The sequence below is a fragment of the Bradyrhizobium sp. Kon37 genome (assembly GCF_055807535.1).
In genome coordinates, this window is the sequence record NZ_JBVVOY010000018.1 from 117209 (window position 1) to 143327 (window position 26119).

General features: G+C 58.8%; 20 protein-coding genes and 5 pseudogenes. 8 read left to right on the forward strand and 17 right to left on the reverse strand.

Annotated features, from left to right (window positions below):
• Positions 1-181 precede the first annotated feature (181 nt).
• Both panB and panC read left to right on the forward strand, forming a co-directional pair.
• Positions 182-1090 (forward strand): 3-methyl-2-oxobutanoate hydroxymethyltransferase, encoded by a 909-nt coding sequence (gene panB, locus AC0L3J_RS27590; protein ID WP_473348991.1) that lies wholly within the window; start codon positions 182-184, stop codon positions 1088-1090.
• Positions 1065-1907: a pantoate--beta-alanine ligase gene (gene panC / locus AC0L3J_RS27595; RefSeq protein ID WP_473348993.1), complete on the forward strand. Its 843-nt coding sequence runs from the start codon at positions 1065-1067 to the stop codon at positions 1905-1907. The genes panB and panC overlap by 26 nt, the downstream gene beginning before the upstream one ends.
• A 248-nt stretch (positions 1908-2155) precedes the next feature.
• Here the strand turns inward: panC and AC0L3J_RS27600 are convergent, their stop codons facing one another.
• From AC0L3J_RS27600 to AC0L3J_RS27615, 4 genes are all read right to left on the reverse strand, one after another.
• Complete coding sequence (locus AC0L3J_RS27600) at positions 2156-2797, reverse strand: anthranilate synthase component II (protein WP_473348994.1); 642 nt, start codon at positions 2795-2797, stop codon at positions 2156-2158.
• A complete protein-coding gene (pabB, locus tag AC0L3J_RS27605) occupies positions 2794-4188 on the reverse strand; it encodes an aminodeoxychorismate synthase component I (protein ID WP_473348995.1) in 1395 nt (464 codons plus the stop codon). Before pabB ends, AC0L3J_RS27600 begins: the two co-directional genes overlap by 4 nt.
• 117 nt (positions 4189-4305) lie before the next feature.
• On the reverse strand, positions 4306-4665 hold the full coding sequence (locus AC0L3J_RS27610; protein WP_473348997.1) for a Dabb family protein: 360 nt from the start codon (positions 4663-4665) through the stop codon (positions 4306-4308).
• A 128-nt stretch (positions 4666-4793) separates the two neighbouring features.
• Positions 4794-5435 (reverse strand): GntR family transcriptional regulator, encoded by a 642-nt coding sequence (locus AC0L3J_RS27615; RefSeq protein ID WP_473349027.1) that lies wholly within the window; start codon positions 5433-5435, stop codon positions 4794-4796.
• Between the two features lie 142 nt (positions 5436-5577).
• On the opposite strand from AC0L3J_RS27615, the gene bioB reads away from it, so the two are divergent.
• The 4 genes and pseudogenes from bioB (at position 5578) to AC0L3J_RS27635 (ending at position 10349) form a co-directional block, all read left to right on the forward strand.
• Positions 5578-6558, forward strand: coding sequence for a biotin synthase BioB (gene bioB / locus AC0L3J_RS27620; RefSeq protein WP_473349029.1), 981 nt, complete (start codon positions 5578-5580; stop codon positions 6556-6558).
• A gap of 386 nt (positions 6559-6944) precedes the next feature.
• A pseudogene (locus AC0L3J_RS27625) lies at positions 6945-8098 on the forward strand (8-amino-7-oxononanoate synthase).
• A 364-nt stretch (positions 8099-8462) separates the two neighbouring features.
• Positions 8463-9095, forward strand: coding sequence for a dethiobiotin synthase (bioD, locus tag AC0L3J_RS27630; protein ID WP_473348998.1), 633 nt, complete (start codon positions 8463-8465; stop codon positions 9093-9095).
• Positions 9092-10349, forward strand: a pseudogene (locus AC0L3J_RS27635) (adenosylmethionine--8-amino-7-oxononanoate transaminase). Before bioD ends, AC0L3J_RS27635 begins: the two are co-directional and overlap by 4 nt.
• Positions 10350-11501: 1152 nt before the next feature.
• Here the strand turns inward: AC0L3J_RS27635 and AC0L3J_RS27640 are convergent.
• The 6 genes and pseudogenes from AC0L3J_RS27640 to AC0L3J_RS27665 form a co-directional block, all read right to left on the reverse strand.
• The gene (locus AC0L3J_RS27640) at positions 11502-11780 is read right to left on the reverse strand and encodes a hypothetical protein (RefSeq protein WP_473349000.1); all 279 of its coding nucleotides are present in this window, start codon (positions 11778-11780) and stop codon (positions 11502-11504) included.
• 468 nt (positions 11781-12248) lie between these two features.
• Positions 12249-12458: a hypothetical protein gene (locus AC0L3J_RS27645; RefSeq protein WP_473349001.1), complete on the reverse strand. Its 210-nt coding sequence runs from the start codon at positions 12456-12458 to the stop codon at positions 12249-12251.
• A gap of 211 nt (positions 12459-12669) precedes the next feature.
• Positions 12670-12936 carry a DUF3551 domain-containing protein gene (locus AC0L3J_RS27650; RefSeq protein WP_473349002.1) on the reverse strand — a complete coding sequence of 89 codons (267 nt, stop codon included), beginning with the start codon at positions 12934-12936 and terminating at the stop codon, positions 12670-12672.
• A gap of 404 nt (positions 12937-13340) precedes the next feature.
• Complete coding sequence (locus AC0L3J_RS27655) at positions 13341-13877, reverse strand: MarR family winged helix-turn-helix transcriptional regulator (protein WP_473349003.1); 537 nt, start codon at positions 13875-13877, stop codon at positions 13341-13343.
• A 558-nt stretch (positions 13878-14435) separates the two neighbouring features.
• A complete protein-coding gene (locus tag AC0L3J_RS27660; RefSeq protein ID WP_085348485.1) occupies positions 14436-14570 on the reverse strand; it encodes a DUF1045 domain-containing protein in 135 nt (44 codons plus the stop codon).
• A gap of 292 nt (positions 14571-14862) precedes the next feature.
• A pseudogene (locus AC0L3J_RS27665) lies at positions 14863-15106 on the reverse strand (LLM class flavin-dependent oxidoreductase); the annotation flags it as partial.
• On the opposite strand from AC0L3J_RS27665, the pseudogene AC0L3J_RS27670 reads away from it, so the two are divergent.
• Positions 15083-16408 (forward strand): annotated as a pseudogene (locus AC0L3J_RS27670) (tyrosine-type recombinase/integrase); the annotation flags it as partial. The pseudogenes AC0L3J_RS27665 and AC0L3J_RS27670 overlap by 24 nt on opposite strands.
• 440 nt (positions 16409-16848) lie before the next feature.
• Positions 16849-17280, forward strand: coding sequence for a hypothetical protein (locus AC0L3J_RS27675; protein ID WP_473349005.1), 432 nt, complete (start codon positions 16849-16851; stop codon positions 17278-17280).
• An 845-nt stretch (positions 17281-18125) separates the two neighbouring features.
• Here the strand turns inward: AC0L3J_RS27675 and AC0L3J_RS27680 are convergent.
• The 7 genes and pseudogenes from AC0L3J_RS27680 to AC0L3J_RS27710 form a co-directional block, all read right to left on the reverse strand.
• Entirely contained in the window at positions 18126-18965 is an 840-nt protein-coding gene (locus tag AC0L3J_RS27680; RefSeq protein WP_473349007.1) for a hypothetical protein, read from the reverse strand.
• A 320-nt stretch (positions 18966-19285) separates the two neighbouring features.
• A complete protein-coding gene (locus AC0L3J_RS27685) occupies positions 19286-20068 on the reverse strand; it encodes a DEAD/DEAH box helicase (RefSeq protein ID WP_473349008.1) in 783 nt (260 codons plus the stop codon).
• Between the two features lie 100 nt (positions 20069-20168).
• Complete coding sequence (locus AC0L3J_RS27690; RefSeq protein WP_473349009.1) at positions 20169-21149, reverse strand: ComEC/Rec2 family competence protein; 981 nt, start codon at positions 21147-21149, stop codon at positions 20169-20171.
• 18 nt (positions 21150-21167) lie between these two features.
• Positions 21168-21914 (reverse strand): hypothetical protein, encoded by a 747-nt coding sequence (locus AC0L3J_RS27695; protein ID WP_473349010.1) that lies wholly within the window; start codon positions 21912-21914, stop codon positions 21168-21170.
• A 5-nt stretch (positions 21915-21919) separates the two neighbouring features.
• Positions 21920-23701 (reverse strand): hypothetical protein, encoded by a 1782-nt coding sequence (locus AC0L3J_RS27700; protein WP_473349012.1) that lies wholly within the window; start codon positions 23699-23701, stop codon positions 21920-21922.
• Positions 23702-23791: 90 nt separating this feature from the next.
• A complete protein-coding gene (locus tag AC0L3J_RS27705; protein ID WP_473349014.1) occupies positions 23792-24946 on the reverse strand; it encodes a patatin-like phospholipase family protein in 1155 nt (384 codons plus the stop codon).
• A 476-nt stretch (positions 24947-25422) separates the two neighbouring features.
• Positions 25423-25763 (reverse strand): annotated as a pseudogene (locus tag AC0L3J_RS27710) (hypothetical protein).
• Positions 25764-26119 lie beyond the last annotated feature (356 nt).

Genomic DNA, 26119 nt, shown 5'->3' on the forward strand with positions numbered 1-26119 from the left:
ACGGAGACGTCTGACCCAATGATCGCGCGATCATTGGAAGTTCTGGCCCGCCACACCTAATGTTTGGAGAGGTACATTGCTTTCTTCGCGCCAGTATTGACCGCTTTCTCGCGCCGCTAGTAGCAAACGCCGACGTGGAATCCGGGCAGCAATGTCCGGGCAGAATGGATCAGGGTCGAAAATGAGCGATTTTTCGAAAGCGCCTATCGAGCGCGTTACTGTTCCCGCTCTGCAGAAATGGAGGCGGGAAGGGCGTCGCATCACAATGACAACTGCCTACGACGCAATTACCGCTCGCATCGCCGATCCGATCGTCGACATTATTCTTGTGGGCGACAGTGTCGGGAATGTCTGTCTCGGATTCGACAGCACTCTTCCGGTCACCATGGCGATGATGAACCATCACTTAGAGGCGGTCGCGCGCACCGAGCCCCGTGCTCTCCTGATAGCCGATATGCCCTTTCTTAGCTTTCACCTCAGCGCCGAGGAGACAATCCGCAATGCCGGCGGCTTTCTGCAGCGCGGTGCCGATGCCGTGAAACTCGAGGGAGGTGCCAGCCGCGTCGACATGGTTCGCGCCTTGGTCCGTTGTGAGATCCCTGTTATGGGCCATCTTGGCCTGACACCGCAAAGTGTCAACGTCATGGGGGGATTCAAGGTGCAGGGCCGGAACGCGGATGATGCATTGCGCCTGCTGGATGACGCGCACCGCCTGCAGGAGGCCGGGTGTTTCGCTCTCGTCCTGGAGGGAATCCCAGCCGAACTTGCCGCACGGGCGGCCGAGTCGCTAGCCATACCAACCATCGGAATCGGCGCCGGTCCCGGATGCTCAGGGCAAGTGCTCGTCTTGCATGATGTGCTCGGATTGGCCGAGGGCCGCCGGCCGAAATTCGTTCGCGCGTATGCAGACGGTTTTCAACTCATGCAGGAGGCGCTATCGCGCTGGGCTGCTGACGTTCGTCTCGGCACGTTTCCGGGACCACAGGAGGCTTATCGGCTGCCTGAAGGTCTTGGCGGCGTGATCGCAAATTGGGCGCCTCGATCTCTCCCTGATAGTTCAGAACATGCAGACAATCACAACGGCCGCTGAGCTCCGCCGCGCTCTCGCAGACTCCCGCAAGAACGACAGACACATCGGATTCGTCCCGACGATGGGTTACCTGCATGAGGGACACCTGGCGCTGGTTAAGGCGAGCCGGGCTCGGTGCGCCGTGACTGTGGTGAGCATCTTCGTCAATCCCACTCAGTTCGGGCCAAACGAGGATCTAAGTGTCTACCCGCGTGATTTCTCCCGGGACCAAAGGCTGTGCTCAGAGGCCGCGGTAGATTACCTCTTCGCCCCAGATGCACGGGAGATCTACCCGCCTGAGTTTGACACGTTCGTTGAACCGGGCGACTTGGCGCGGCCGTTATGCGGGGCCTTCAGGCCTGGGCACTTTCGTGGTGTCGCGACTGTCGTCTGCAAGCTATTCAACATGGTGCAGCCCAACGTCGCCTTCTTCGGGCAGAAGGATCTGCAGCAATGTGCGGTCGTTCGCCGGATGACGGTTGATCTGGATCTTCCGATCGAGATCGTCATCGTGCCAACGGTTCGAGATTACGACGGGCTCGCAATGAGCAGTCGGAATCGCTATCTCAACACTGAGGAACGTCAACGCGCCCTCGCAATCAGCCGAGCCTTGTTCGCGGCTGAGGCGGCATTTCGGGCAGGTGAGCGTGACCCCGAGAAACTGGCACAGATAGCCAAGTGGCATCTGCAGTCAATCGATCACCTGCAGTACCTGGAAATTGTCCATGCCCATACACTCGGGTCAGCCGCAAGTCCCCTCACTGGCCCCGCCGCTATTTGCGTCGCAGGGGATGTCGGCCGGACCCGGCTCATCGACAATGTGATCCTGAACCGCTGAACGCGTTCATCCATCCCTTTCGGGCAGGTTCATAGTTGCTCGCCTGCCGCACGAAATCGCTAGCCAAGATGTGGCCGGCGCTTGCCGCTTTCGCGGCGATTCCGTCGCCGGGCGCGTCAAGTACAACTTCCACCCGAGGCGAGTTGATCAGCGCGTCCGCGGCCGTTCCGACGATGCCGCTATGCGATCCGGCTATCCCTGGCGTCTCCACTGCCATGGGCCAGCGGCTTCCTCCATTTCGTGCCGCCTCATGCCAGTGAGGACCTCACCACGAGCCAGGAAGGATCGTTCCTGCTATCCGATGGCCACGCCCAGGAGGTCTCTGCAAGTCGCAGAAAGTTCATGAGCAAGGGGTGCCCTTGCTGTGTAAGTATCGATTCCGGATGGAACTGCACGCCATAGGTTGGTTGGTGGCGATGTGCAATGGCCATGATCTCGCCTTCGTCCGAACGCGCGGTCACCGTGAGGTGCGGGGGGCAGGCCTCATCGAGCTCGGCAACGAGAGAGTGGTAGCGCCCGACGCAAAGTGGAAACGGGAGGTCCTTGAATAGCCCAAGGCCGTCATGCGTTACGTACGAGGACCGGCCGTGCATAGGGCGACGTGCACGCGCGACGCGTCCGCCGAAAACGCTGCCAATACACTGGTGTCCGAGGCAGATGCCCAGAATTGGGAGCCGCCCGGAAAGTTCGCGGATGACGGCGGTAGATATTCCGGCTTCCATAGGAGTGCATGGACCGGGGGAGATAACGACTGCGCGCGGCTTGAGGCCAACAAGGTCGCTCACGCCGACCGCGTCGTTCCGGAACACCTCGGTTGCTTGTCCGAGCCCGCGGAAATAGCGTGCAATGTTGAAGACGAAGGAGTCGTAATTGTCAATGATCACGATCACAACGCACCGGGCGTTTCGGCACCAAATGCATCAAAGATGCGCCGCGCCTTGGCGAGCGTCTCCTCGTATTCGGCTTGTGGCTCCGACATCGCCGTTATACCGCTCCCGGCGTGAAACACCGCCGATCCGTCATTGATCGTGACAGTGCGGATCGCAATATTCGTATCCATGTGTCCGTTGAAACCTATGAAGCCGATCGCTCCGCAATAGACCTCTCGCGCCACATCCTCGATCTCCGTAATAATTTCCATCGCGCGGACCTTCGGTGCTCCTGTAATCGAGCCGCCGGGAAAGCAAGCTCGAAGTAAGGAAACGGCGTCTTGGAGCTCTGCAAGTTCACCCGTGACGACTGATACGAGGTGGTGCACTGAGGCATACGTTTCGAGCTTGCAAAAGGCTGGAACACCGATCGAATCCACAGTGCAAACGCGAGATAAATCGTTCCGCAATAGGTCGACGATCATGGTGTTCTCTGCGCGGTCTTTTTCGGATGCGGTCAGCATTTGAGCGCGGCGCTGGTCTTCCTTGGAATCCGCGGATCGCGCGATCGTACCTTTGATGGGTCGCGTTTCGGCCTGCCGTCCGTCAAGCTTCAGAAGCCGTTCCGGCGAGCTCGACGCAATGGTGAGCTTGCCGTAGCGCAGCAGGGCTGCAAAGGGGGCTGGGTTTAAGGATCGCAGCCGGCAGTAGAAAGAGATGGGATCGAATGAAGTCGAGATCTCAGCGCTGAAGCGTTGCGCAATGTTGGCTTGGAAGACGTCGCCGGCCAGAATCAAATCGATAACGCGCTGTACCGCCGCAATATAATCCTCACGACTGAAGTTCGAATGCCATCTGCCCCATGTGGCCAGAAAGTTATTCCGCGGCGCTTTTGGGCCGGCAAGCAGGGCTGCAAACTCATCGGCTCGCCGGCGTGCGCGCTCGCTTCGCCGCACAGGATCCTGCTCCGGCCATCCAGTAGAAACGAGCCAGCATCGGTCGTCGCGATGATCGAAGCTGATGATCACGTCATAAAGATGCAGGATAGATTGGGGCAATTGCTGACCAGGAGCTGCCGGCGCCGGTAATCGCTCCAGCGTCCTGTTCAGATCGTAACCCAAGAAGCCAGCCGCGCCTCCCTGGAACGGCGGAAGATCGGGCCGATGCTCTTGGCGAAACCTGGCCAGCAGAGTGCGAAGAGCTTCCCATGGATCGTCATCAAGAGTCTCTCCATTGCAACGCGCCTGTCCGTCAACGACCGTATAAGTGCTGAAGGGATCGCAGGTCAGATATGAATAGCGCCCCAGTAACTCATGGCTTGCTGCGCTGTCGAAAAACGTAAGGTGCGATCGATGCGCCAGACGTTGCATCGCAATGACGGGCTCGATCCACTGCAGTTCGCGGACGTGCATCGCCCCGTCAGTCACCGGACGGCCGGCGCGCTCGGAGGCGCGCTTTCGATTGTGATCCTCGCCCCAGCGAGAGCCAGCTCATCTCGGGCCCGCAAAGTCCTGAGATCGATTGTCAGGTTAATCCCCGCCAGTGAAATCAATGCGCTGAGCCTTCGAACTTATCACTGACGTTGACACGCAACGCTCATCTGTTGGTACATTGAAGTCGGCCGCGAACCGCAACTCCCTGAGTGGTCGAACCCGTCTGATCGATTCCTGGTAGAGATCATGCGCTTTGTAGGCTGCGAGCTCCGTCTCGTTATCGAACTCACCATAGACCACGACGTCGATGTCGTTGCCGAGCTGGTCGGCCTTGCGGTTGCGAGCGACCTCGAGCCGGCGTGCATGGGGGATTGTGGTGAGAACCCTTAGGCCTTCGATGATCCGGTCCATATGCGCCTGATCCTTGGCGCTAAACAAGACGATGTGACGAATCATGGGTGCCGCAGTGAGTGATATCGCTGGATGCATAACTATCCTGCGATGGAGCTTGGCGCAACCACACCTCGTGCCACGCGCAAGACGAGGACAATGTTGCGATGGGTCAGCACCGAATTCGCCCGATATCATCGTGCAGCGGACACGGGAATGGTGAGGCGCTCGATCGTTTGGATGTGGCGTGCAAGCAGGTTGCAGGCGTGCTCGACATTGCGCGCCCGCAGCGCCTGCAGGATCAGGCGATGATCCTGATTCGACCGCGGGCGCCAGCCGGCGCTTCGTGCCATAGCGAACACCATTCGAGAATTCGCAAGCTGCAATCCGTCGAGGCTCGCGAGCAGGCGCGGCATTGCGCATGGTGCGACCAGCGCGCGGTGAAACGCGCGGTTGGCTGTCTCAGACTCCTCAATCGTCTGAGCGTCGTCTCCTTCAACCAGGACGCGTTCGATCCGCGCCAAATGCTGAGAGGTGAGCTTTGGAGCTGCATTGCGCAACGCGACCACTTCGAGCGCCGCACGCATTTCCGCAATCTCCTTCAATGACTTGGTATCGAGCGGCGCAACCCGTACCCCGCGACGGGGCTGCGCTACGACAAGGTGTTGGGCCTCCAGCTGCCGAAACGCCTCGCGCACCGGGACGTGGCTTGAATTGAATTCCCGCGCGACATGATCCTGCCGGAGTGGAGCCTCGGGCTGCAGCTCGCCGCTGATGATGCGCTTGCCGATCGCTTCGGCAATGCGCGCCGCAGTCGTCGCGTTTTGGTCAGGGATAATGATAGATTATCTACCGCAAAACGGGATGCATGAGCAGGTCGCATGGGCTAGCATTACTCCAGATCTACGGTTCATAGATAGTTTCGCTCATTATCTATGATGGAATGCTAAGGCAAGTTTGATGATTGCTGTGGTGAAGATGAAGTGGCACGGCGGCGGAAATAGTGCGCCGCTCCGCGGTGACTGGGCGCGTACCGAAGCCGAAGCACTGTATGCTTTGCCGTTCGCCGAGCTGATGTTTCGCGCGCAACGCGCTCATCGGGACAACTTCGACCCAAACCACGTCGAGACTGCAAGCCTGCTCAGCATCAAGACCGGTGGTTGTCCGGAAGACTGCGGCTATTGCTCGCAAAGCGCGCATTACCACACCGGCCTGAAAGCGACCCGCATGATGGATTGCGCCGATGTTGTCGCCGCCGCGCAACGCGCTAACGATGCTGGGGCCACTCGCTTCTGCATGGCTGCGGCGTGGCGCAGCCCAAAGGACCGCGACGTCGATTCGATCTGTGAGATGATCACTGCGGTCAAGGCGCTTGGCATGCAAACCTGCGTTACGCTTGGCATGCTGACGCCGAGGCAGGCCGCTCGGCTCGCCTCAGCCGGGCTCGACTTCTACAACCACAACGTCGACAGCTCACCGGATTTCTACGACAAGATCATCAGCACCCGCACCTTGCAGGATCGGATCGACACTCTCGAACATGTGCGAGCTGCCGGCATCAAGGTCTGCTGCGGTGGCATTATCGGCTTGGGCGAGCGTGTCGAGGACCGCATCGCGATGCTTGTCCTGCTCGCCAATCTCCCGACGCACCCAGAGAGCGTTCCACTTAACCTCTGGAACGCGGTCGAAGGTGTGCCGGTCAATGACACCGCAGAGCGGCCCGATCCGATCGCACTGGCGCGACTGGTAGCGACCGCCCGGATTATGATGCCGATGAGCGTCGTGCGGTTGTCCGCTGGACGGCAATACATGAGCGATGAACTGCAGGCCCTATGCTTTCTGGCCGGCGCAAACTCAATCTTCATCGGCGATGTGCTGTTGACGACTAAGAACCCGCAGCGCGGCCGTGATGCGAACTTGCTGGACCGGCTCGGGATCAGGTGCGGGCTTACGAAATGAAAGAGGCAGCGCGCACGCTGTACCGCAAATTTCAGCGTAAGTGACAATGCAGATTACCGTGAAAGGCAAACTCCATCGCGCGTCGGTGTGGGGCCGATCTCGACAGTGATGGCTCGGTTTCGAATGATCGTGCGTGCTGATGCGGCAGGTCCCCTGATTCACGAACGCGTCGAGACCTACAACATCGAAACCGGGCGCACTTGGCGATCTATGTGGTGGAAGCCGAAATGACTCCTTTGACGAGACGGAAGCAAGAACTTTCAAGCCGCACGTTGTGCTCGTTAATCGAGAAAAGTGCATTCTGCAGTCGGAGCCAAGAGGCCGATCTTTGGGCTTGTTCTAGGCGGCCGACAGACTTTTTCTTGCGCGATCCTGGGAGTTAAAGAGTGACGTTAAGCCTTGCGGTCAAAGTTGCCGGTTATGTCGCGGCGTTGCAGGCGCTGAACGAGGACGACCGGCTGCGCAGCCTCAAGCCGCGCGGTGGGCTCGATTTCACATCGAACGATTATCTGGCGCTGGCGAGCGCGCCGCGCATGAAGACGGCTATCACGGCTGCGCTCGAGGCCGGCACCCCGGTCGGGGCCGGCGGGTCGCGGCTCCTGCGTGGCAATTGCGACGAACACGAATGTCTCGAGGCGGACGCAGCCCAGTTCTTTGGGGCGGAGGCGGCGCTTTTCTTCCCGGGCGGCTATGTCGCAAATTTAGCAGTTCTGACAACGCTGCCCCAGCTGGGCGATTTGCTTGTTCTCGATTCTCTTGTGCACGCTAGCGTTCATGAAGGAGCGCGTGCTGGCCGGGCCGATTTTCGTCTAAGCGCCCATAATGATCCGCAGGCGGTCGAAAGCACGATTTGTGACTGGCGGGCCAGGGGCGGAATGGGCCGCGTCTGGATCGTGGTTGAAAGTCTCTACAGCATGGATGGCGATTTCGCCCCCTCAAAGAGCTGATCGCGATGGCGGATCGATATGATGCGTTTGTCGTGGTGGATGAGGCACATGCCACGGGCGTTTACGGCGAACAAGGTCGAGGCCTCACCGCGCCTTATGAAAGGCGCGAGAACCTCTTGGTTGTCCATACCCGCGGCAAAGCACTGGGAGCGGCCGGGGCGCTGGTCACGGCGTCAGGCGTGCTGCGCGACTTCATGGTCAATCGCTGCCGTCGATTCATCTTCGCCACCGCGCCCTCACCATTGATGGCCGTCGCCGTGCGGGAGGCACTTATCATCCTGCGGGAGGAGCCGGAGCGACAGCAGCATTTGGCCAAGCTGGTCGCGTTCACGCATCGAGAGATCGGCGCGCGGCGTGGGCGAAGTCCCTCGGACTCGCAGATCGTGCCCTATATTCTGGGCGACAACGGGCGTGCGATGCGGCTCGCATCGAGACTGCAGGCGCGCGGCTTCGATATCCGCGCCATCCGGCCGCCAACTGTTCCGGCGGGAACAGCTCGTCTGCGAATTTCACTGACGCTTAACGTGGCGGAGGATGACGTGCGTGCAATGCTCGATGCTCTGTTCGAGGAGACAAGAAGTGGAGCTCGATGAGCTAAACAGGCTCGTGGTGACCGGTACGGAGGCCTATCTCCCGGTCCCATCCTATTGCAAACCGATTCAGGCCGCCTCGAAGAGCCGGTGGAACTGGTCCACGGCTAGGCAGTGAAGGCGTTGCAAAGATTAGAACGCGCTCGTGCATAGATTAAGCACACCCGCAGGCCTCGACGGTTGTGACATGAAAGCTTTGTAATTCTCCTGACTAGCTGCGGAATTCGGCAACGAACGGCCCAGCATTAGAGAAATTCGGCCGAGCGCCCCGGCAATAATGGGCGCAATGATGAAAGCTTCCGGCCGACCAAGAGGACAAGGTGCGTTCGGTGCTCGACGTGTTTATTGAGACGAGAGGTGAAGCTCGATGAGTCAGCGGATTGTCGTGACAGGCACAGACACCGGAATCGGAAAAACGGTGTTTTCCGCCGGACTCGCCGATCTCCTCGGCGCGAACTATTGGAAACCGATTCAGGCCGGTCTCGAAGGAGAGACTGATGCCGAGCTCGTCGCACGGCTGGGCAGTCTCTCGCCCGATCGCATCATTCCGGAGCTTTATCGACTTCGCACCCCCGTTTCGCCCCACCAGTCCGCTGAAATTGACGGAGTTCGCATCGAGCCAGAATCGCTCAATGTGCCAGACACCGGGGAGCGACCGTTGGTGATTGAGGGCGCTGGCGGCCTGATGGTGCCGCTGAGGGGCGATACACTCTACATTGATGTGTTCGAGCGATGGCGGCTTCCAATCGTGCTTTGCGCGAGCACGGCACTGGGCACCATAAATCATTCGCTGCTGTCGATAGAGGCTCTGCGAACGCGCCAGATCCCTATTCTTGGGATTGCCTTCATTGGGGAACCAAATGCTGAGACCCAGATCGCAATTCGCGAGATTGGACGGGCGCGTTGCTTAGGGCGATTGCCGTGGCTGTCCCCCCTCGCGGCAGACACGCTGCAGGCCGCCTTCAAAACCTCGTTCCGTGCCGATCAATTCAAGCAATGACGACGAAGCCGAAGTCGCCGATCTGGCATCCGTTCACACAACATGCGCTCCAAGAGAAGATAACCAAAATTGTGCGGGGAGATGGCGCCTATCTCCACACCGCTGATGGGCGCCGAATTATCGATGCTATATCATCCTGGTGGGTGGTGACCCACGGCCATTGCCATCCACATATCGTGAGCGCCATCCAGGAACAGGCAGGCAAGCTCAACCAGATCATCTTCGCAGGCTACACTCACGAACCGGCGGAGGAGCTTGCTGCGCAACTCTTGAAGCTCGTACCCGATGGCCTCGAGCATGTCTTCTTCTCGGACAGTGGCTCGGCCAGCGTGGAAGTTGCGCTAAAAATGGCGGTCGGCTACTGGCACAACATCGGCAAACCGCGACGATGCATTGTCGTGATGCAACATTCCTACCACGGGGACACAATTGGTGCGATGTCGGTCAGGCGTGTTCAACGCGCCTTACGCGCCCCTGCTGTTTGACGTGACCTCAATCCCGTTTCCTGTGAGCGGTCGTGAGCAGGCGACACTGGATGCGCTGGAGTCGGCTTGTCAAAACGACATGCCCGCCGCGTTCATTGTGGAGCCTCTGATTTTGGGGGCAGGTGGGATGCTGATGTACCCGGCGTGGGTGCTAAGAGAGATGAAGCGCATCTGCGAGGCCTCTGATGTCTTCTTCATTGCCGACGAGGTCCTGACGGGCTGGGGCCGCACTGGAAGCTTATTCGCCTGCGAGCAGGCCGATGTCATTCCCGATATCGCCTGCTACTCCAAAGGCCTCACGGGAGGGACGCTTCCGCTCGCGGTGACACTGTGCCGGGCGGATATTTTCGACGCGCACTATTCAACGGATCGTACACGGACATTCTTTCATTCGAGTTCTTATACAGCGAACCCCCTGGCCTGCGCCGCCGCAAAGGCCAACCTGGATCTCTGGCACGATCCGGAAACTCACCAGCGCGTGGCGTCGGTCGGCACGATGCAAGAAGAGGCGCTTGAGGTCCTCCGCGCCGATCCGCGCTTCGAAAACGTCCGCCGGACTGGCACCATCGCAGCACTCGATCTGAAAGCGAGCGATGAAGGCTATCTTGCGGAACTCGGTCCGAAGCTTCAGGCCTTCTTTAAGCAGCGAAATCTGCTGCTGCGGCCGCTCGGGAACACGATCTACGTGATGCCTCCGTATTGTGTCACAGCGGCAGATCTTGACCAAATCTACGGCAGCATCACGGATGCGGCCGCTGCGCTGACCTGAAGTGTCGCTTGCCGCGCCTTCTCTGGGAAAACCAAGCACCGCACCTCAGCTTGGCCTTGCAGCCACAACTCTGCGTCTCCGCAGTGATCATGTGTTCCAAACGTCGCGAAGGAAGTCAGGTACCAAGTTTACCCATGCGAACGCGCAGCGGTGGTGCTTACCAGCCTTGGAGTGCTGTTAGGCGCCTCTTGAGCCGTGCCGGCTGAAATCCATCAAACAAAGCCGCGAAAGCGCAGGATTGTGTCGCGAGTCGCGGGCTCATTGCATTAATCGAGATTGGATACTTGCTACATTCGTCAGTGTAGCCGAAGCACTCAGATGGAGCCCGGCGCGCACATCAGTCTCACACTTGCGCCAGATGTCCCGTACGCATCGCGAAACTTGGCGCCGCCCACTTCGCGCGGGGCGTGGTGCTGCGGCCACGAAAATGCCCGAGGTGTCCACGGAACGCCGACAGGAGGCGAGAATGCGCAACAGCTCCCATAGCTCTCACCGAGATCAGTCAAGGTGCTGCGCGATGTGCGGCGGAAAGTTCGGGCTGATCCGCCATTATTCCTGGCGGACGGCACTTTGTTCTAAGAAATGCGTTGGCCGCTTCAAAGCCCGGCGCGAGGCCGATCACATCTGGCTTTGCTGGCTGCACTTGGCTCAAGACACTCGAGCAATTGCGGCTGAGAACGCAAAAGCGACAAGGGCATTGGCTGAGTAGGTTCAGGATGGTATCGAAGTATCAAGTGACAGAAAGTCCGGCGACAATCATCGACTTCACAGCTTACAGGACCAACAAACGTGCTGTGGCCGGGTCCTCAAGGAACCAGGTTTGCTCGATTGCACCCGATAGCGCGATCGTACCTCCCTATGTATTTTGGTTTTTCCTGCCTTGGGTCCCATTCTTAATGGGTCTGCCCTCAACGGAAAACCAGGGTTCATGATGCCGGGCACGCTGCTGGCTCGTTGGGTTTTTCGGTGCTGCACTTCGATTCAGTCACTGAGGCTCCAATAACGATAGCCGCGCGCAGGTCGCAAGCTCCTGTGAGAATTTGAGTTCTAGCCCCCTGAAAACATAGTTGGGGGAAGTCGAGTCTGCCGACGCGCCATGTGCTATCCGTCTCTGCTCGGAATGTTCTTAAGCCTTGCCATCGTCGATCACGCTCACCTCGCCGAGGGCGGCGCGACGCCGCGATATGGACAACGGCGCCGCCCTCGTGGGATGGTAGGCAGCAGCTTCTCGAAGCCGGGCCACGCAACGCCATCGCCAGAGCGGCCAAGACCGTCATCGATGAAGGCGACATTGCTCCAGCCGCTGCCGCGCCCGATCTGCAAATCCATATTGACGCGCTCGCTTTCCAGATTACTGGCCACCTGATCAGCTGATCGACGCATGTAGAGGACGGCCTGACGGGCGGGATGCTCAGCCGTGATCTTGCTCATCTTGCCTTGTCCGGGGACGTCCAACCGGGCGGAAGCCCAACTCTTAACCTGCACAGCCGGTCGGAACGTCCCGCGCGGTGGCCTGCCCTCACCATGCTGTTCGGCGGCACGTCACGGATCGGCCAAACATTGCCGCCGATGGTCGATCCGCAGCCGATGGTGATTCGAGCAAGGATCGTCTCACCGACCTTGATCGCGACGCCGTCCAGGATCGGATGGCGGTGCAGCCCCTGATCACCTTGCCCCCTTGTCATCCGTCGGAAAGTCGCGCTTGAGCGTGACCGCCTGATAGATGAGCCACCGCGAGGACGGGAGCGAAGATCTCTTCGCGGCAAATTTTCATGTCGGTGGTCACGTAGCAAATAGACTTCCACCGATGAAAGATCCACCTTTATAGCCTTGACGCCGAAGTTCGCGTCCGTTGACGATCAGCTTTGCACCTACTTGTACGCCCCCGTCGATGTCGCCTCAGACCTTATCGAGATCTGGCTTTGTTGCTAATGGCCCCATTTCGTCATCGGGACCAGTGTCAGGACCGATGTTCAGGGCGCGGACCTTAGGCGCCAGCTGTTCGGTCAGCCGCTCGGCCGTGGTATCTCCGATTGGCACCGCCAATGCAGCGTTCGCCAGCAGAGCCATCGCCGCGTGGTCCATGTCGGCGTGCGGCATGACGACCATGTGGTTCTTGGTGCCTCCGAGAGCCTGGCAACACTTGCCGCGACAGGATGCCCCGAAATCGGCGGTCGGATTTGGTGGGGGATTGAGGCCGGTGCCGGAGCGTGCGCGAGCGGGGACGTCCAACCAGGCGGAAGCCCAACGCTTAACCAGCACGGCGGGTCCAATTATATAAGCGAAGACGGATGTCTCGACCACAGTTGGCCATCACGCATCAGCGCAGGTGCCCTCCTTGTTGCCGGAATGCATAGATCGGATTCATCCCGCAATAGGCTAGGGTGCCTGAGGCAGTGGTCATGCACTGGTCATAGGTCGAGAACTGGCAATTGCCCGGATATCCCCAGATACGTCCCTGGAGGCAATAAACGTCCTGCCGAGCCGGTGGAATGAAAGAACGACCCCGCGGAGCGGCGGTCAATGGCGATCCAAAGCCGACGAGGATGGAAAGTGCAAGCACATAGATAAAGAGAAGGTTGCGCATGAGACCTTTAGCCTCCGTTCAGACGTGAGAGGATAGAAAATCTAGAATTGATGTTTTGATTTTGGTCAATGGCAAGTCGCTTCGTAGATGGTTTGGCCGACGGACTTCGTCGCGATCTGCAAGAACTTTACGATTCCACAAAGTCTTAGCGGCTGGCCGGGTGTAACAGGTTGGCGACGCCAGAAACTTGGAGCTCCGCGGAGAACTCTGGCCTCATACCGAATCCGTATTGGTCGGCCCAATCGACTAGCTCCCGATCCACAAATGGTAACTTAGCCTGTCGCCGCTGGCGCCTCGCCGACCGGCTCGAGGAACCGATGTGCTCCTCACGATGGCGGTGCTTCACATGAGGGCACGCGGCCCTCGCATTCAAGCAATCGTTGATGATCCAAAGCGGCTCCCTTCTAACGTCGGCTCCTCCCTCGGGCTGACGCCGCGCCGGTGTCCAGTTCGGCTTTCAGGGTAGCTCTCTCCAGCCGCTTCCTGAGCGCTGCAAGTCGGCTCGACAGTCTCGTCGATTCCTCAATGCTAAGCTCACCGAAAACGAATTGATCCAGTTCCTCCTGTTGTGCAGCGATGTTCGCGAGACGCTTACGGGCTTTGTCCGTTAGCGAGAGCTGGACGACGCGAGCATCCCTGATGCCGGTCTTGCGCCGCACAAATCCGACTTTCTCCAGCGCTTTCGAATGTAGCGTGATGAAGGACGGGTCGACTTTCATCAGTTTTGCGACCACGCCGGCCGGAGCACCGCCATCCATGTCTAAGTCCATCACGGCCATCAAGATCGCCAATTGTGTTCCACTAATGCCGAGTGCCTCGGCTCGGACGTGAAGAAAATCCTCCAGACAGACGTTGAGGGATCTGATCTCTAACGTTAATCGCCGCACCAGCTCCTGACTCTCAGCGGAGCCATTTTCCCCTCGCGTTGCTTGCTTAGCCAAATGCGGTGCCGCCGAATGTTAGAACCCTATTCAAAGCTCGTTCGCGCTGAGAAAGTTCAAGACAGGGACAATTTGTTGGTCCTCACGCGCTTACTTCCGTCGACAATTGGTGAGTGCCGAGAAGTGGCCGAAGTATGTGACTCCCAGCGAGACCCCAAGCCTACATCTCGGCGGCTACTGCTTGCCAACCTTTTGGCTGGCTTCGCCAAAGATAGTAGTCTCGCCGAGACGCACTTTTAACAAAACCTCGATTCGTGTGTCCCACACCGGCGCGAGACTACATCACTTACGCTCTGGCCCAGGCTGCCCCGAAATGCGGGAAGACCGTTCTCGGATCCGGGCAACGGGCTCGAATGTCTTTCTAAAGTGGGGCAGCTCCGCGCTTAACAGAAGCGCAACTTCGCACAATCGATGCGGTGGAATTAATCAAAAACGATCGCCCGAACGCCGAATTCAAGCGCCTCGCAGCGTTGCATCTCGTGTGTTGCCGCCCACGAGCTGGTGTTGCCTCCGACGAACTAGAGGATTTCGTTCGTCGGCTGTCTGACTATCCAGCCCTTAATTGTCGAGGAACAGCGAGCGAAGACCGCATCCAACTCCTGCCGTACTATCGGCGGGAGCGCGATCGGCTCGGGTCATGTGGAAGCGGAATCGATCGAAAACGTATGGGTTGCCCCATCGGACGAGGCACATCCAGATCCCGCCTTCCGACGCCGAGTCATTCTTCCTTGCCGTCGAGACTTGATCACCCGCCGGCTAAACCCGGCGCGACAACTCGCCATAAGATGTCTGGTAGCCACGGCCGCGGAAGGACAGATCTATTCGCCGAATGCGTGAGAACCTGGTTCACGGGAAATAACCTCGCTCCGAACCTGGGTTGCTATGAGAGGCATAGATAAATGCCCCTCGCTTACGCCTTAGCCGTCCAGCGACCAATGATTGCAACCCGATAGGCTTCTGTTGCGTCATCGTCCAATCAGTGTTGTCAGGCTAATTTTGCCATCGCCTGAATGGCGTTGGAGAAGATGCTGGCCGGCCGGCTCAGGCCGTAATGATCGCGCAGCGTTGTGCCCGTGTAGTCGTGACGGAACAGGCCGCGCTTGCGCAGAATGGGCACGACCTGCTCGGCGAAGATGTCGAACCCGCCGGGCAGCCAGGGCGGCCATGACGTTGAAACCATCGGCTGCGCCGTTCTCGAACCAGGTCTGGATGTTGTCGGCGATCTTCTCAGAGCCGAAGTGACGACAAACTACCTGAGGCTCACTGACGCGGCGATACGTGCAGCCACGCTGCCACCGGTCAAGTCGCAGTTCTATCTGCACGACACAGAGCAGCCGGGGCTTGCCATCAGGATGCGCGCGACTGGCGGGCGAACCTGGGTCTTTCTGTTTACGAAACCTGGGACGAGAGGCACCCAACGCAAGACGCTGGACGCATGGCCCAAGTTCAATGAGAAGGACGCGCGCAAGGCCGCTACCGTCGCCGCCCGCCGAGGTAGTCATTGGGGTCGATCCGAACGAGCCCAAACGCGAGGCAAAGCGGCAACAGCTGGCAGAGAGGCAGTGCACCACGCTGGCGCCCCTGATCATTGAAGATGGCCCCTACGAAACGTCCCTGACTGGACGCCAGGTCGTCAATTGGAGACCGTCAATGTCGGCGTTGCGATGCGGTCTCAAAGATCACTTCGATCTCGCCATCGACGAGTTGACGCGACGGCAAATCATAGCGGTGGACAGGATCCGCCAAGACCGGTAAGCGCGGCGCAGCCAAGGACGTCCGCAAGCACACGCACACCTTCCTCGAATGGTGCGTCGGCGAGCGTTACGTGGAGCACAACGTACTCGCCGGCTATCGCGCGCCCAAGGAAACCCGTGCGCAGAGAGTTGCGCGCCGAACGAAGGGCCGCGCGCTGACCGATGAGGAGATCATCAAGGTGTGGCACGCATCCGGCAAGCTCGGGGCTTTTGGGCAATTAGCGCGCATGTGCCTACTCGGTGGCCCGCGTCGCAGCGAGCCAACCATCATCGAATGGCAAAAGCACATCATGGATGACCGCATCACCTTCGATGCGGCATGGACCAAGATGGGCCTGCACCACCATGTGCCGCGCACCCACTCGTTGACGAGGTGCTCGCGGCCGCGAAACATTTCCAGTGCGCGACGTCCGACTATGTCTTCCCGTCACCGAAGACCGGCGGCCAGATGTCGGGCTTCACCTAGATGGTCAAGCGTCTGATCAAGGAGGCGGATATTGCCAAGTTCACCATGCATGACCTAAGGCGGAGCTTGCGAACCATCATGTCTCGTTGCGGCTACGACAACGAAATCCAGCGGCTGTGTGTGGGGCAAATGCCGCGTGGAATCGATTAGTTTACAATCACGACGAACAGTGGATCATCCGCAAGATGGCGTTCGAAGCGGCTCATGACTACATCGCGCAGTTAGTCGGCGCGGAACGGGTCGGTAAGGTGGTGCGGCTGCAGCGGACGAATCCGCTCGACCCCATCAAGGCCGAGCTGCTCGGCCGTCTCTATGGTGTCCGACACAAAGCCAACGCCTCATATTCGCCTGATGTCCGTGAATTTTACAAGATGTTCTTCCTTTGCGACCAGCTCCCGGGTCAGAAGGTGCAGCCGACATTGGAGACGAGCGAGGCGCTCTTTTTTCCAAGAGATCAGTTGCCGGCCCTATCGCGAGGCAGGACAATCGAGAGTGACGTTGAAGCGGCTTTCGCGTTCGCAACTGACATGAACAGGCCTGCGTTTTTCGATTGAGAACGCAAGCTGGATGTTGGTGTGAAAGCTAGCGCCGCAGGGGCGCCTGGTCTTCATGCAGGCCGGGGCTTCCGATCGCGGGCGTGACTTCGCCGCGCGATGGGCCGAGGTCATCTTCGTGACGCTGGGCCTCGTCGATGTCGCTGTAGAATTCCGCAACGACTTGCGCGCTCGCGCTGTCCGTTTCGGCCGCGACGGTGATACAGTCAAGGTGTTGCCCGCCATCGTCCGGTCATGGGCACACGGAGAAGCAGGCCAAGCCGCTACGCGACCAGCTCCACGAATTTTCGCATCCACAGTCCGGTCTCTCGACCTTGTCCTATCATCTCGGCTTTGATCTCTCGCGCTTCCCGCAGGACGAGGTCCTGCCTGAGAATCTCGATGCTCCCGGCCTCGAAGGGCACTACCGTGAGGTCGCCGAACTGAGCTCAGGCTTAAGCGTTGCTGAGCTAGGACAGCGCTACGGCGCGGGGAGGACGACCAGCGGCTTTGCCGGCAGGCCCAGCACGGTGGCTGATCGCATGCAGGAGTGGTTCGAGGCGGGGCCTTGCGACGGTTTCATGTTGCAGGTCCCATATCTTCCAGGCGGCTTGGAGGAGCTGGTCCACAGCCTAGTGCCGGAGCTGTAACATCGAGGACTGTTCCGCACTGAATACGACGGCTCGGCGTTGCGCGATTCGGTCAGCTTGCACCGGCCAGCGGGCTGAGGTCGCCCATACCCGGCTATGCGCTTCACGCACTCCCACCATACACAGCTCAATACGGCGTGAAAAACGTGCGTGCGACCGGCAAGTCATTGAATGCTCAACGCGCATATAACTCTCCATCAGTGGCTGGTCAGCATCCACTCAGGCAACAAGCGCAGGAGATAGGGTGTTGCGCCTCCTCGCAACCAAATAACAAGCCCCTGGAAACGTGCTTTTTTCGTTGTCCGAATTTCAGCGGAGAAGTTCGTTCGTGAAGCGTCTGGAAGCGGCAGCGAAAGTCGCAGCGCCAGGTCGGCGAGGTGCGGCGGGGCGCTATGACTCAATTGCGATCGTAGGCTGATGGCGAAGGCCGCAACTCACTTCAGGTCACGCTCGCCTATATGCATGTTGGCGATGATCCTGACGGACATCGCATGACGCGGCACCTGCGGCTCCCAGGCCGTCATCGCCATTGCAAACGAAGCGGGGCTTAGCGTTCATCGCCGTCCGAGGCTGGTGGCCGTTTGCAACCGAAAAAAAGTGGGCGGCGAGCTACTTATCTTGTCCTCTCTTTTAGCCGGTCCGTGACTACGGCGCACAGAATATCCGCGTCTTGGCGCCGACACTCCCTGCAGCAGCTATCGTCGTTTGTAACAGGTGGTTCAACTGGAGAGTCTCTGGTGCCGGCTTGTCGCTGCGTAGGCCATCATAGAAGGTCTTAGCCGAGAGCATGTTGCCCAGAACAAGCCAGATCTCACGCGTTGTCAGTGGATTCTGAAGCAACTCATTTAGCGTTGCCCAGGCACCCGCCGCAGTCTCCGAAACCGGCTTACGAATCCTCTTTCGAACGGTGAGCTTATGTTCATCTCCTCATCGACGAATTCACAGTACTCCAGATCGTCGACGACTTTCGCGGTGGTTTCATTGTATCCGGTGACAATTGAAACGATATGGCCGTGTTCATCCAAAATGGGGGGAACTTCCGCGATTGAGGGCGCGGAGATGATGCGCCTGCGCACCACGCGATTTCCTAGATTGGTGTTCTGGGATGAGAAGCTGCTGATGCGACCCAATTGCCCCGGCATGAGGAGACATTCAAGCTTTTCCGGCCCTATCGATTCGAGATGGCCCAACCCCTCCGAACCGGCACTCGAACCCGCTCCGGCCACGGCGAGCATCTGGTAGTTCGGCAGGTGGATCAAGAGCCGGGCACCATGCCGCACTTCGGCAAAGTACAGCGTGTTTAGAAAGTCCGGGCTGGCCACCTTGGCGTAGACGAATAAGACAGCTTCCTTACCAAAGGGGTATTGCTTGAATTCGCAATCCTCGACGACCAGTTCCTCTTCGACTTGTTTCGCAAGTGATTTCAACGTATCGGCGCCAGAGATGCGTTTGAACACGACGCGTCGGTCGAACAGAATTTCATTGTCCGCCGCAGCAATTTTGTTGAGTTCGAGGCGCTCCCTGAATTTCTTCGAGATGTAATCGATCTCGGGCTGAACAGCCGCAAATTTTTCCAGGTAGAATTTGGACATCGTCTTGGTGAGATATTCCGGGCTGATCGATTTGTCGTATGAGCTGAAAGCTCCCAGGCCCGACTTATCCGTCCCTGGAAATGATGAGGACAAATGCCGGCTCCACAGATTCGCCCGGCGTCAAGCGGATAACGCGACCGACCTGCTGGACTATCGATCTGACATTTCCAAGCGGATCGAAGAACGCTAAAATTCGAAATCGGTGATCATCGATACCTTCCATCAATTTATACTGATGTATTCAAATTTGGGCGCTCGCCAAGCCTCGTGATGCTGCCCATGTCCTCGCAATGAATAATGATACGAGGCCACTTCGAGCGATCAGAGCCAAATTGTTCTTCTGCAAAGTTGATGACATCCAAGCAAAAGACCTCCGCATCGGAAGTCCGCGGCCGTTGGATTACTTCGACTTTTCATATGATTTTATCGTCAACTGCTTCGGAGAATCTGTAGAGGTGAATGTTGCTCTTTTCGATACTGAACGGTTTCAGATCGTTGCGGAAAGGGGTGGCGGAAAGCAGGATGATCGGCTTTACAAGGCCGCGAACAGCCGCACTGTACTTGGCCGCCGGTTCGTAATGTCCTTCGTCGAACACTATCAGATCAATGTGGTCACGAAGAGCTTTGTAGCAAGCCCCGCGGATATCGAGTCCGATGAGCATCTGCACGGTCATAAGCATGATCGAGCGGTTCTTACTAAGCTCGCCAAAGACGATATTCCCCGGGTCTTCGACGAGCCGTTCGAATTGCCGCTCAGAGAACTCCTTCAGCTTGGGAGAGAAGTGCCTGATGGTAGCTTCGTGGAGCTCTTGCACCTGCCCTTCCAGAATCCGACTCTCGTTAACGACATACGTGTTCTTTGCGAGCCGTATCTTGGGACCAAGATTGAATTTGTCCTCTTCTATAAAAATGTTGCCGCTGATCTCGCGCGTGAGTTGGTCACGTATCGCTTCGCGCGTCGTCAGGACCAAAACATTCCCTATCTCTGGGGATGCTTGCGACAGACCGGCAATAACCGCCGTTTTTCCCGTTCCTGTCGGATGGCACACGAGAAAAGCGCCGGGCGCAGACTTTCCAGCTGAGACTGCGTTACGAAAGTTGGCCCGGTACCGCCGGGCCTTCTGAATAGCCGCTCGTTGGTACTGCCGAAACTCCTTCGAATACCTTAGTTCCGGAAGCTGATCTCCTGCGCTCATCTTCGTCCAGCCCTTGGCCTGCTACGGCGGCAGCAGTGGGATGACCCCACAAAGCTGCCAGCTCGGCGCGGGCTTGCTTCAAAAAATTAGATGCGGCGTCTTAGCCGAGAGGTACGGAGTATTCGACGAACAACGGTACCTCGCCGTGCAGGGAAGGCGGACCCTCGCTGACGCGACTAAAAAATTCCTTCCAATCATCTTCGCTGAGCTCGCCGGCGTTTCCAGCTCTTTTGGCGCTGTCCGCTTTGAGATCTGAAAGCGATCTGTCCGCCCTGAAGACGCGGCCTTTGGTTTTTTCAAGAAGTCGGGCCAAGAGTGATGGAAAGGGCATGTTCCAGTGCTTAGTCTTGCGAGCAAACTCCTCTTGGACAGGGATCATTGCGACAAGGCCCGGATTCGTCATTAGCTCCAGCCCTGCGGCTCGCAGCGTGGCGTTGTGACTGGCGTGGTGACCAACCTTGTAGAAAACCGTCGATGCGAGAAGTTTTGATATGTCGATGGCAGCAGGATCGTCTCGTTTTGCGCCGCTAGGCCATACGTATTGTTGCCAAGATTCCCAGTTCCCGACCTGTGCATCGCCGGGAAACAGCAACACGCGGCGGTCGGCGTCCTTGCCAACGACGAAGGCCAACACAAGGCTGGTGTTATTCGTATCGGAATCCAGCTTTAGGGCAAGTTGTTCTGCCGCGCCGAGCCAGTCGCGATCGATTCGCCGCCATCCTTCGCGCCCCGAAAAATAGCCGGAACCGTCCGCACCCTGCAACGGCTCCATTTTCGACAACCCACGGAAATGATTGCTGTCGAAGGGCATCGCCATCTCGAAGGCCCTCTTTTCGTCGGGGTCGAACGTGTCGCGCTGCTTATCGAGCTGGATGGCGGCGGCGAGATACGCGCCGAGTTCGTCGGTCTCGCCCCTCAGGTAGACTTCCCCCTTGCGGGGGTTACTACGCAGCAGGAGCTTATCGTCCTTTGGCGGGCCCAGCACATAAGCCTGTACCGGAACATTGGATGGCAAGGCGATCGGGTCGGCACCGGGGGTGAAATATCGGACCTTGGTCGCGAGCTTCTTAAGTTTAGCCATAATCTCCCCGGTGGTCATCTAACAAACACTACTGGCTGCCCGTCCCCGGCCTCGCCCGGCTCCGTGCCAGACGATCGGTCTGTGACCATCGGTTGGCGCCCGTTTGGGTGCCGCGGCGGCGCCGAGAGGTGCTTCGCCTGTGAACGCGAGCAGTTCCCGGACGTCGTCTTTCTGCGCTGCAATAGTTGGCGCGATCTCATCGGCGTCCGGGTCCTCTTCAGGCGCGACGGCAGGACCGAAATGCTTGTCAAGCGTGAGAAGGAGTCCGAGCGTCTTTCGCCTGCGGGCCCGGATCCTCGCCGCTTCGGCGTCTTTTTCGTCTTCGGTCCATGCCAGCCAGAGTTCGTCTATCTTGAATTTCGAGAAGACGTCCTGGGCCTGAGAGAATCCCGAGAGATGATCCCAGTGCTCGTGAGTGACCGCGAGAACATCGAGATGGGAATCCGTCGTATGAGCGATATCATCGGCGATCTCGCCGATGATATCGGAAGCTCCGGGCATCCCCTGCAGCGCGCCGCAATCGATCAGGATCTTGACTTCGCTGTTGCCGGCAGGAATTCGGATGAGGAAACAGTCACCCAAAATGTTGTTGTACATGCGCACCGATATGTGTCCCGGCCGCGCTGCGAGTTTTTTTGCTGTTGGTCTGGCCGTCTTTGCCGGAGCTCGCCCTTTCAGGGGACCCTCTTTGGTCTTGGTTTTTGCCTTTGAGATGGACTGTTTCGCCGTCTTCTTGGCTTTCGCTGTCTTCGTTCTCTTCGCCATCGTCTTCATCCGTTCCGATGCAGGAAGGCAAACGGTTCGTCGTGCGAACCGAGCGCGAAATATGTCGCTCCGAGGGACTCCGAATCGCGTTCAAACAAGAATCGCCTCTGCGCTTCCAGCCTCACTGCGCTCTCGATATCCTTGCTCACGATGTAGCGAATCTTTCGGGAGTGAAGATCGATCACGAGCGTGCAACCCCCGCGAAACACGAAGTCCGACCCGCGGGAGGCGCGTCCATTACTGTTGGAGTCAGCCTCCTCCTGAAGGGTCCTCTCGCTAAAGCCCCGGCGCTCCTGAACGATCTCGACCACAAGCTGGGGGAGATCCTCGCCGTCCGGCCCGATCCGACGCGTAGTCCGAACAGACTGGACGTCGAGCACCGGTTCTCGCGTGGAGCGGGAACGCCGGATCGTTTTGGCGGCCTCGTCACTGCACGAGAGCCCCATTTTTCGCAGCCTCTCGGCGGAGAACCTGGACCGGTCCATCAACCGTTCGTAGAATGTGGCGGCGTTGTCGATTGATTGCTTCCAGAGAGCCTCACGCGATTCCATGAACCCAGTGTCGATGCCGTCCAACCAGTCGATGGTCGCATCTTCGTCCGGTTCCTGCCACAGTAGGCTATCGACGGCGAGCGAGCGGCAGTCCTGTGGATAGATGCCGCGCCGTCTGAAGGCTTCGACGACTGCGATGCGGTACCCGCGGTCATCGTCCGGAACAAGGTCGGCGTCGGCGGTCACCAAGGCCCGTAAGAAGTCGCCGAAGGTGACGTCGACTGGCGGAAGGTAGTCAAGGGCGCGGATGCACATTCGCAGCACGTGTCCTGCAGTCTTGTTCGCTTCAGCGGTCAGACGGTTAGCGAGGTCTGGATGGAGGTCGCGCTCTGGAAAGCGCGAGCCGTCTCCCGTGACCATCCGTATCAGGTCGGCGACCCGGCTGCGGTAGATTGTCACGAATGCGTCGAACACCGCCGCGACGAGGATTGCGCCGCGCGAGTGCGGCTCGGAGACAGAGTGAATGGCTTGCGCGTCTGGCAGCCCCGTCGTGGGATCGACTTGATCGATGCCGTCCCTGAGCGAGCCGTAGTTTCCAATCGCTTGACCGAACTGGAATGCCAAACCGCTAAGCAGGGACCGCTGCGACAAATCTCCGCGGAGACGGCTGATCTGATGGCCCACCGCCTCCGGCATCGTGAAATGCTGGAACAATGCGACGATGTCGGCGAAGGCTTCGTGAAACGCGAGTGAGTCCGGATTGCAGGGCTCGAGATACATCCGGTGCATGCCGTCCAGGATCGCGTGGCTCATCTCATGCGCGATGATGTCGTGCGACAAGCACGAGAATACTGTGCCACCCGGCAGGTTCGCGCCGACGTCCGCGCCACCCGCGCGGAAGTATCCAAGCAGAAGGGCGCGCTTCTGCGGACTGTAGTAGGCGTTGGCCTCCCGGAGCGCATGCGGATAGATTCGCAGCCGCGGGATATACTGCCTCGACTTGTATGCGTTTGGATCGTTGCGTGCCCAACGCGGTGCCCACAGGATCCTGCGTCCCAAGGCCCGTTCGAAATTGCGAATGGTGGTCATCGAGATCGCGTACACCATCTGCTGGTGGAATTGCGGATTGCCCTCGGAAGGTGCGAAACCGTCCTGGGCGAGCAGTTCCGGAGAATTCAGGTCAATTGGTTCGTAGAACGCGTCACTCGCGGGATCTACGTCGACGACCTCGACGTATTCACCGACGGGGCCAGGTGAAATATTCTCCCACGGCACCTTAACGACGGCAGCATTCATCGTGGCCGTCCGCAGGTCGGTAGACGCAGAAGGGTCGAAGGCGTACACGCGAAGACGACGAAATGCTGGCGGTGAAAGTGGCCGCATGACTTAATAACCCCCTGCGAAGGGGAATTTGGTCGGCGGACTGATAGTAACGCCGAGCTGGGTTTGTAACGGAACGTCGATATGCGCGCGCAACGCGGCGTCGCATACAGCGTATCCCCAGTTCATGAGGCGATCTTGAAGATTTCGGGGCATCGCTTCGAGGCGGGTCGGAATCTCCGCCAGCGGTATCGGATTTCGCGTTGTGCAGCTCAATGGATCAGAGGCCAGCTTGTAATCCGCAAACGCCGTCCGGATGCCCCAGTAAGTCCCGGAATGCTCCTTGCGCAGATAGGAATCGATCAGATGGCGTTTTCGCAGGCTTCTAACCTGATTGTCGACGGTATCGAGCACGCGCAAAGAATGCCGGGCCCAATCGCGGTGGGGATCCTCATCGGGGGTGATCTTCTGGCCGGCGTCGCTGACGAGCAGCGTTGCGTAACGCTTCGTGATAGTCTCAAGGCCCAGATTGTCGTACACGCCGCCGTCGCTCAGGACGGCAGTCTTAATATAGGGATCCCGGTGCAGGTCGGCTCCGGGCGTATTGATGACGGGTTGTTCGATGTCGAGCGTAGATGGGGACAGCACGGGCGGGAATGCGGACGAAGCCGCGACCGCTGCTGCGAGCGACACGTCTGGGCGTTCGACTAGCCCGACGCGATAGTCTCCCATATAGTTGCGGGAAAAGCGCCAGAGCGCCGCGGTCTGGATGTTGGTCGCGTTGATGACGAAGCGGGGATTGCCCGGTTGCGAATCATCGGGCAGGGCTTCGAGCTTGGCCCCGTGGAAGAGCACGGAGTCGTATGCCTTCGCAACTCGGTCGCTAATCGAACCCGGAAGCAGCATACCGCCGATGATTGCGCCCGCATCGACGGAAGTGTCGGCCATCTTCCTGACGCGGTCGACGACGATCTCAAAGTTCGAAGCGACATCTCCGGTGAACTTCAGGTCTTTCCAGCTCGTGCCAAGCACGCCCGCCGTGATAGATCCGCCGGAGACGCTGGAGATCCGCTTGATCTTACGGAGGAGCGCGAGTTCATTGAGCCGGATCAGCGCGCCGACATGGAATACCATTGCCCGATAGCCGCCGCCTGAAAGCGCGAGTCCGACACCAGCCTCCGGTTGGGCGGGGGGCTTGTCGAGAAATTGATCGAGGGACATCTGTTACTCCTGAGTGCGCGGTCTCTTAGCGGCCTACCATTTGGCAGTCGCGCCCACCGTAGCTCGATTCGCCCCTTCGCCGTCGTCGATACTGCCGGGGTGATACGCAGCCTCAAGCGTCCTCGGAATCGGCGGACAGGTCGCTGCCTGTTGAATGTTCGGTCGTTGCGCTGCGAATAGACGATCGTCAAACAAGTTCAGAAACAAATTGTCTTCTAATACAGTACCCGCTCTGGTAGAATCCGCAAGGAGCTACCACGCCAAGCCCATCGCCCTGGGCGATACACCTCTTCACGGATTCCACAAATCGGCGAAGAGGTTTGGTCAGGTTGACCTGCGTCGCCTATCTGCCGGGATGACTCAGGAAGGCCGGTGCTTTGTCGAGTCTCTTTTGGCGGCGACGCAATGGCGACCTGGTTTGCCGTGTTCGAATAGAGATTGCAAATCGGTCAGGCAGCGGTTCGAGGGCGGCGCGGCTACCAGCCCAACTGTAGCAGAGTCGCGGATGGACGCCGGCCCGCTTGGCGCAATTGCGGCAACGAAGCCGGCTGGCGAGATCATGCACGAAGGTGGTCGGCGGGTGCTTCATCGCCGCGAGGTCGATGTCGCTTGGCCCCTTGCACCGCGCGCACCTGATCTCCAGCCGGGGAAAGCCGCCATTCACGGCCTGGTCGATGGTGGGCGGCGGATCAATCTGCTCGCCGTCTGACCACATCCGCTCATTCCAGCTTTCGCAAAGGAGCCTGTCAGCTTGCTGGATCATCGCCGCGCCCTTGGCCCGCATCTCCGCCGATTGGGCGGCCAGGATGTTGGCCATCGCGCGTGCCTTCCTCTATGTGTGGTCGGCGGAGCAAGCGAGTCCGGAGGGCCTCAGAAGTCCTTTGATGGTGTCGATTGACGCGTTGATCAACTTTTAGTAATGTAACAACTAACATACTACCGATCGATTTCGAGTGCGCACCACCATCGTGCACGGACGAGCGCGATTTGCAGCGATGGCTCCGCGGGCATTGATCATCGTCTGAATGACGCTGGTTGGACAAGAGATTGAAATGAATTCGAGGAAGGAAGCTTTGCACTAGGTACTGAATTTTGCGGGCTTTCGACAATGACGCTTGGGGAAGGCGCATCAATTCAACGTTCTTCGCGACAAAGGCCGTTGAACAACACTTA

Excerpts from the sequence above, each read along its gene's own strand:
- panB (WP_473348991.1), top strand. The coding sequence starts at position 182 with ATGAGCGATTTTTCGAAAGCGCCTATCGAGCGCGTTACTGTTCCCGCT.
- panC (WP_473348993.1), top strand. The coding sequence starts at position 1,065 with ATGCAGACAATCACAACGGCCGCTGAGCTCCGCCGCGCTCTCGCAGAC.
- pabB (WP_473348995.1), bottom strand. The coding sequence starts at position 4,188 with ATGCACGTCCGCGAACTGCAGTGGATCGAGCCCGTCATTGCGATGCAA.
- AC0L3J_RS27610 (WP_473348997.1), bottom strand. The coding sequence starts at position 4,665 with ATGATTCGTCACATCGTCTTGTTTAGCGCCAAGGATCAGGCGCATATG.
- bioB (WP_473349029.1), top strand. The coding sequence starts at position 5,578 with ATGAAGTGGCACGGCGGCGGAAATAGTGCGCCGCTCCGCGGTGACTGG.
- bioD (WP_473348998.1), top strand. The coding sequence starts at position 8,463 with ATGAGTCAGCGGATTGTCGTGACAGGCACAGACACCGGAATCGGAAAA.
- AC0L3J_RS27640 (WP_473349000.1), bottom strand. The coding sequence starts at position 11,780 with ATGAGCAAGATCACGGCTGAGCATCCCGCCCGTCAGGCCGTCCTCTAC.
- AC0L3J_RS27645 (WP_473349001.1), bottom strand. The coding sequence starts at position 12,458 with ATGGTCGTCATGCCGCACGCCGACATGGACCACGCGGCGATGGCTCTG.
- AC0L3J_RS27650 (WP_473349002.1), bottom strand. The coding sequence starts at position 12,936 with ATGCGCAACCTTCTCTTTATCTATGTGCTTGCACTTTCCATCCTCGTC.
- AC0L3J_RS27660 (WP_085348485.1), bottom strand. The coding sequence starts at position 14,570 with ATGTGCCTCGTCCGATGGGGCAACCCATACGTTTTCGATCGATTCCGC.
- AC0L3J_RS27685 (WP_473349008.1), bottom strand. The coding sequence starts at position 20,068 with ATGAGCGCAGGAGATCAGCTTCCGGAACTAAGGTATTCGAAGGAGTTT.
- AC0L3J_RS27690 (WP_473349009.1), bottom strand. The coding sequence starts at position 21,149 with ATGGCTAAACTTAAGAAGCTCGCGACCAAGGTCCGATATTTCACCCCC.
- AC0L3J_RS27695 (WP_473349010.1), bottom strand. The coding sequence starts at position 21,914 with ATGGCGAAGAGAACGAAGACAGCGAAAGCCAAGAAGACGGCGAAACAG.
- AC0L3J_RS27700 (WP_473349012.1), bottom strand. The coding sequence starts at position 23,701 with ATGAATGCTGCCGTCGTTAAGGTGCCGTGGGAGAATATTTCACCTGGC.
- AC0L3J_RS27705 (WP_473349014.1), bottom strand. The coding sequence starts at position 24,946 with ATGTCCCTCGATCAATTTCTCGACAAGCCCCCCGCCCAACCGGAGGCT.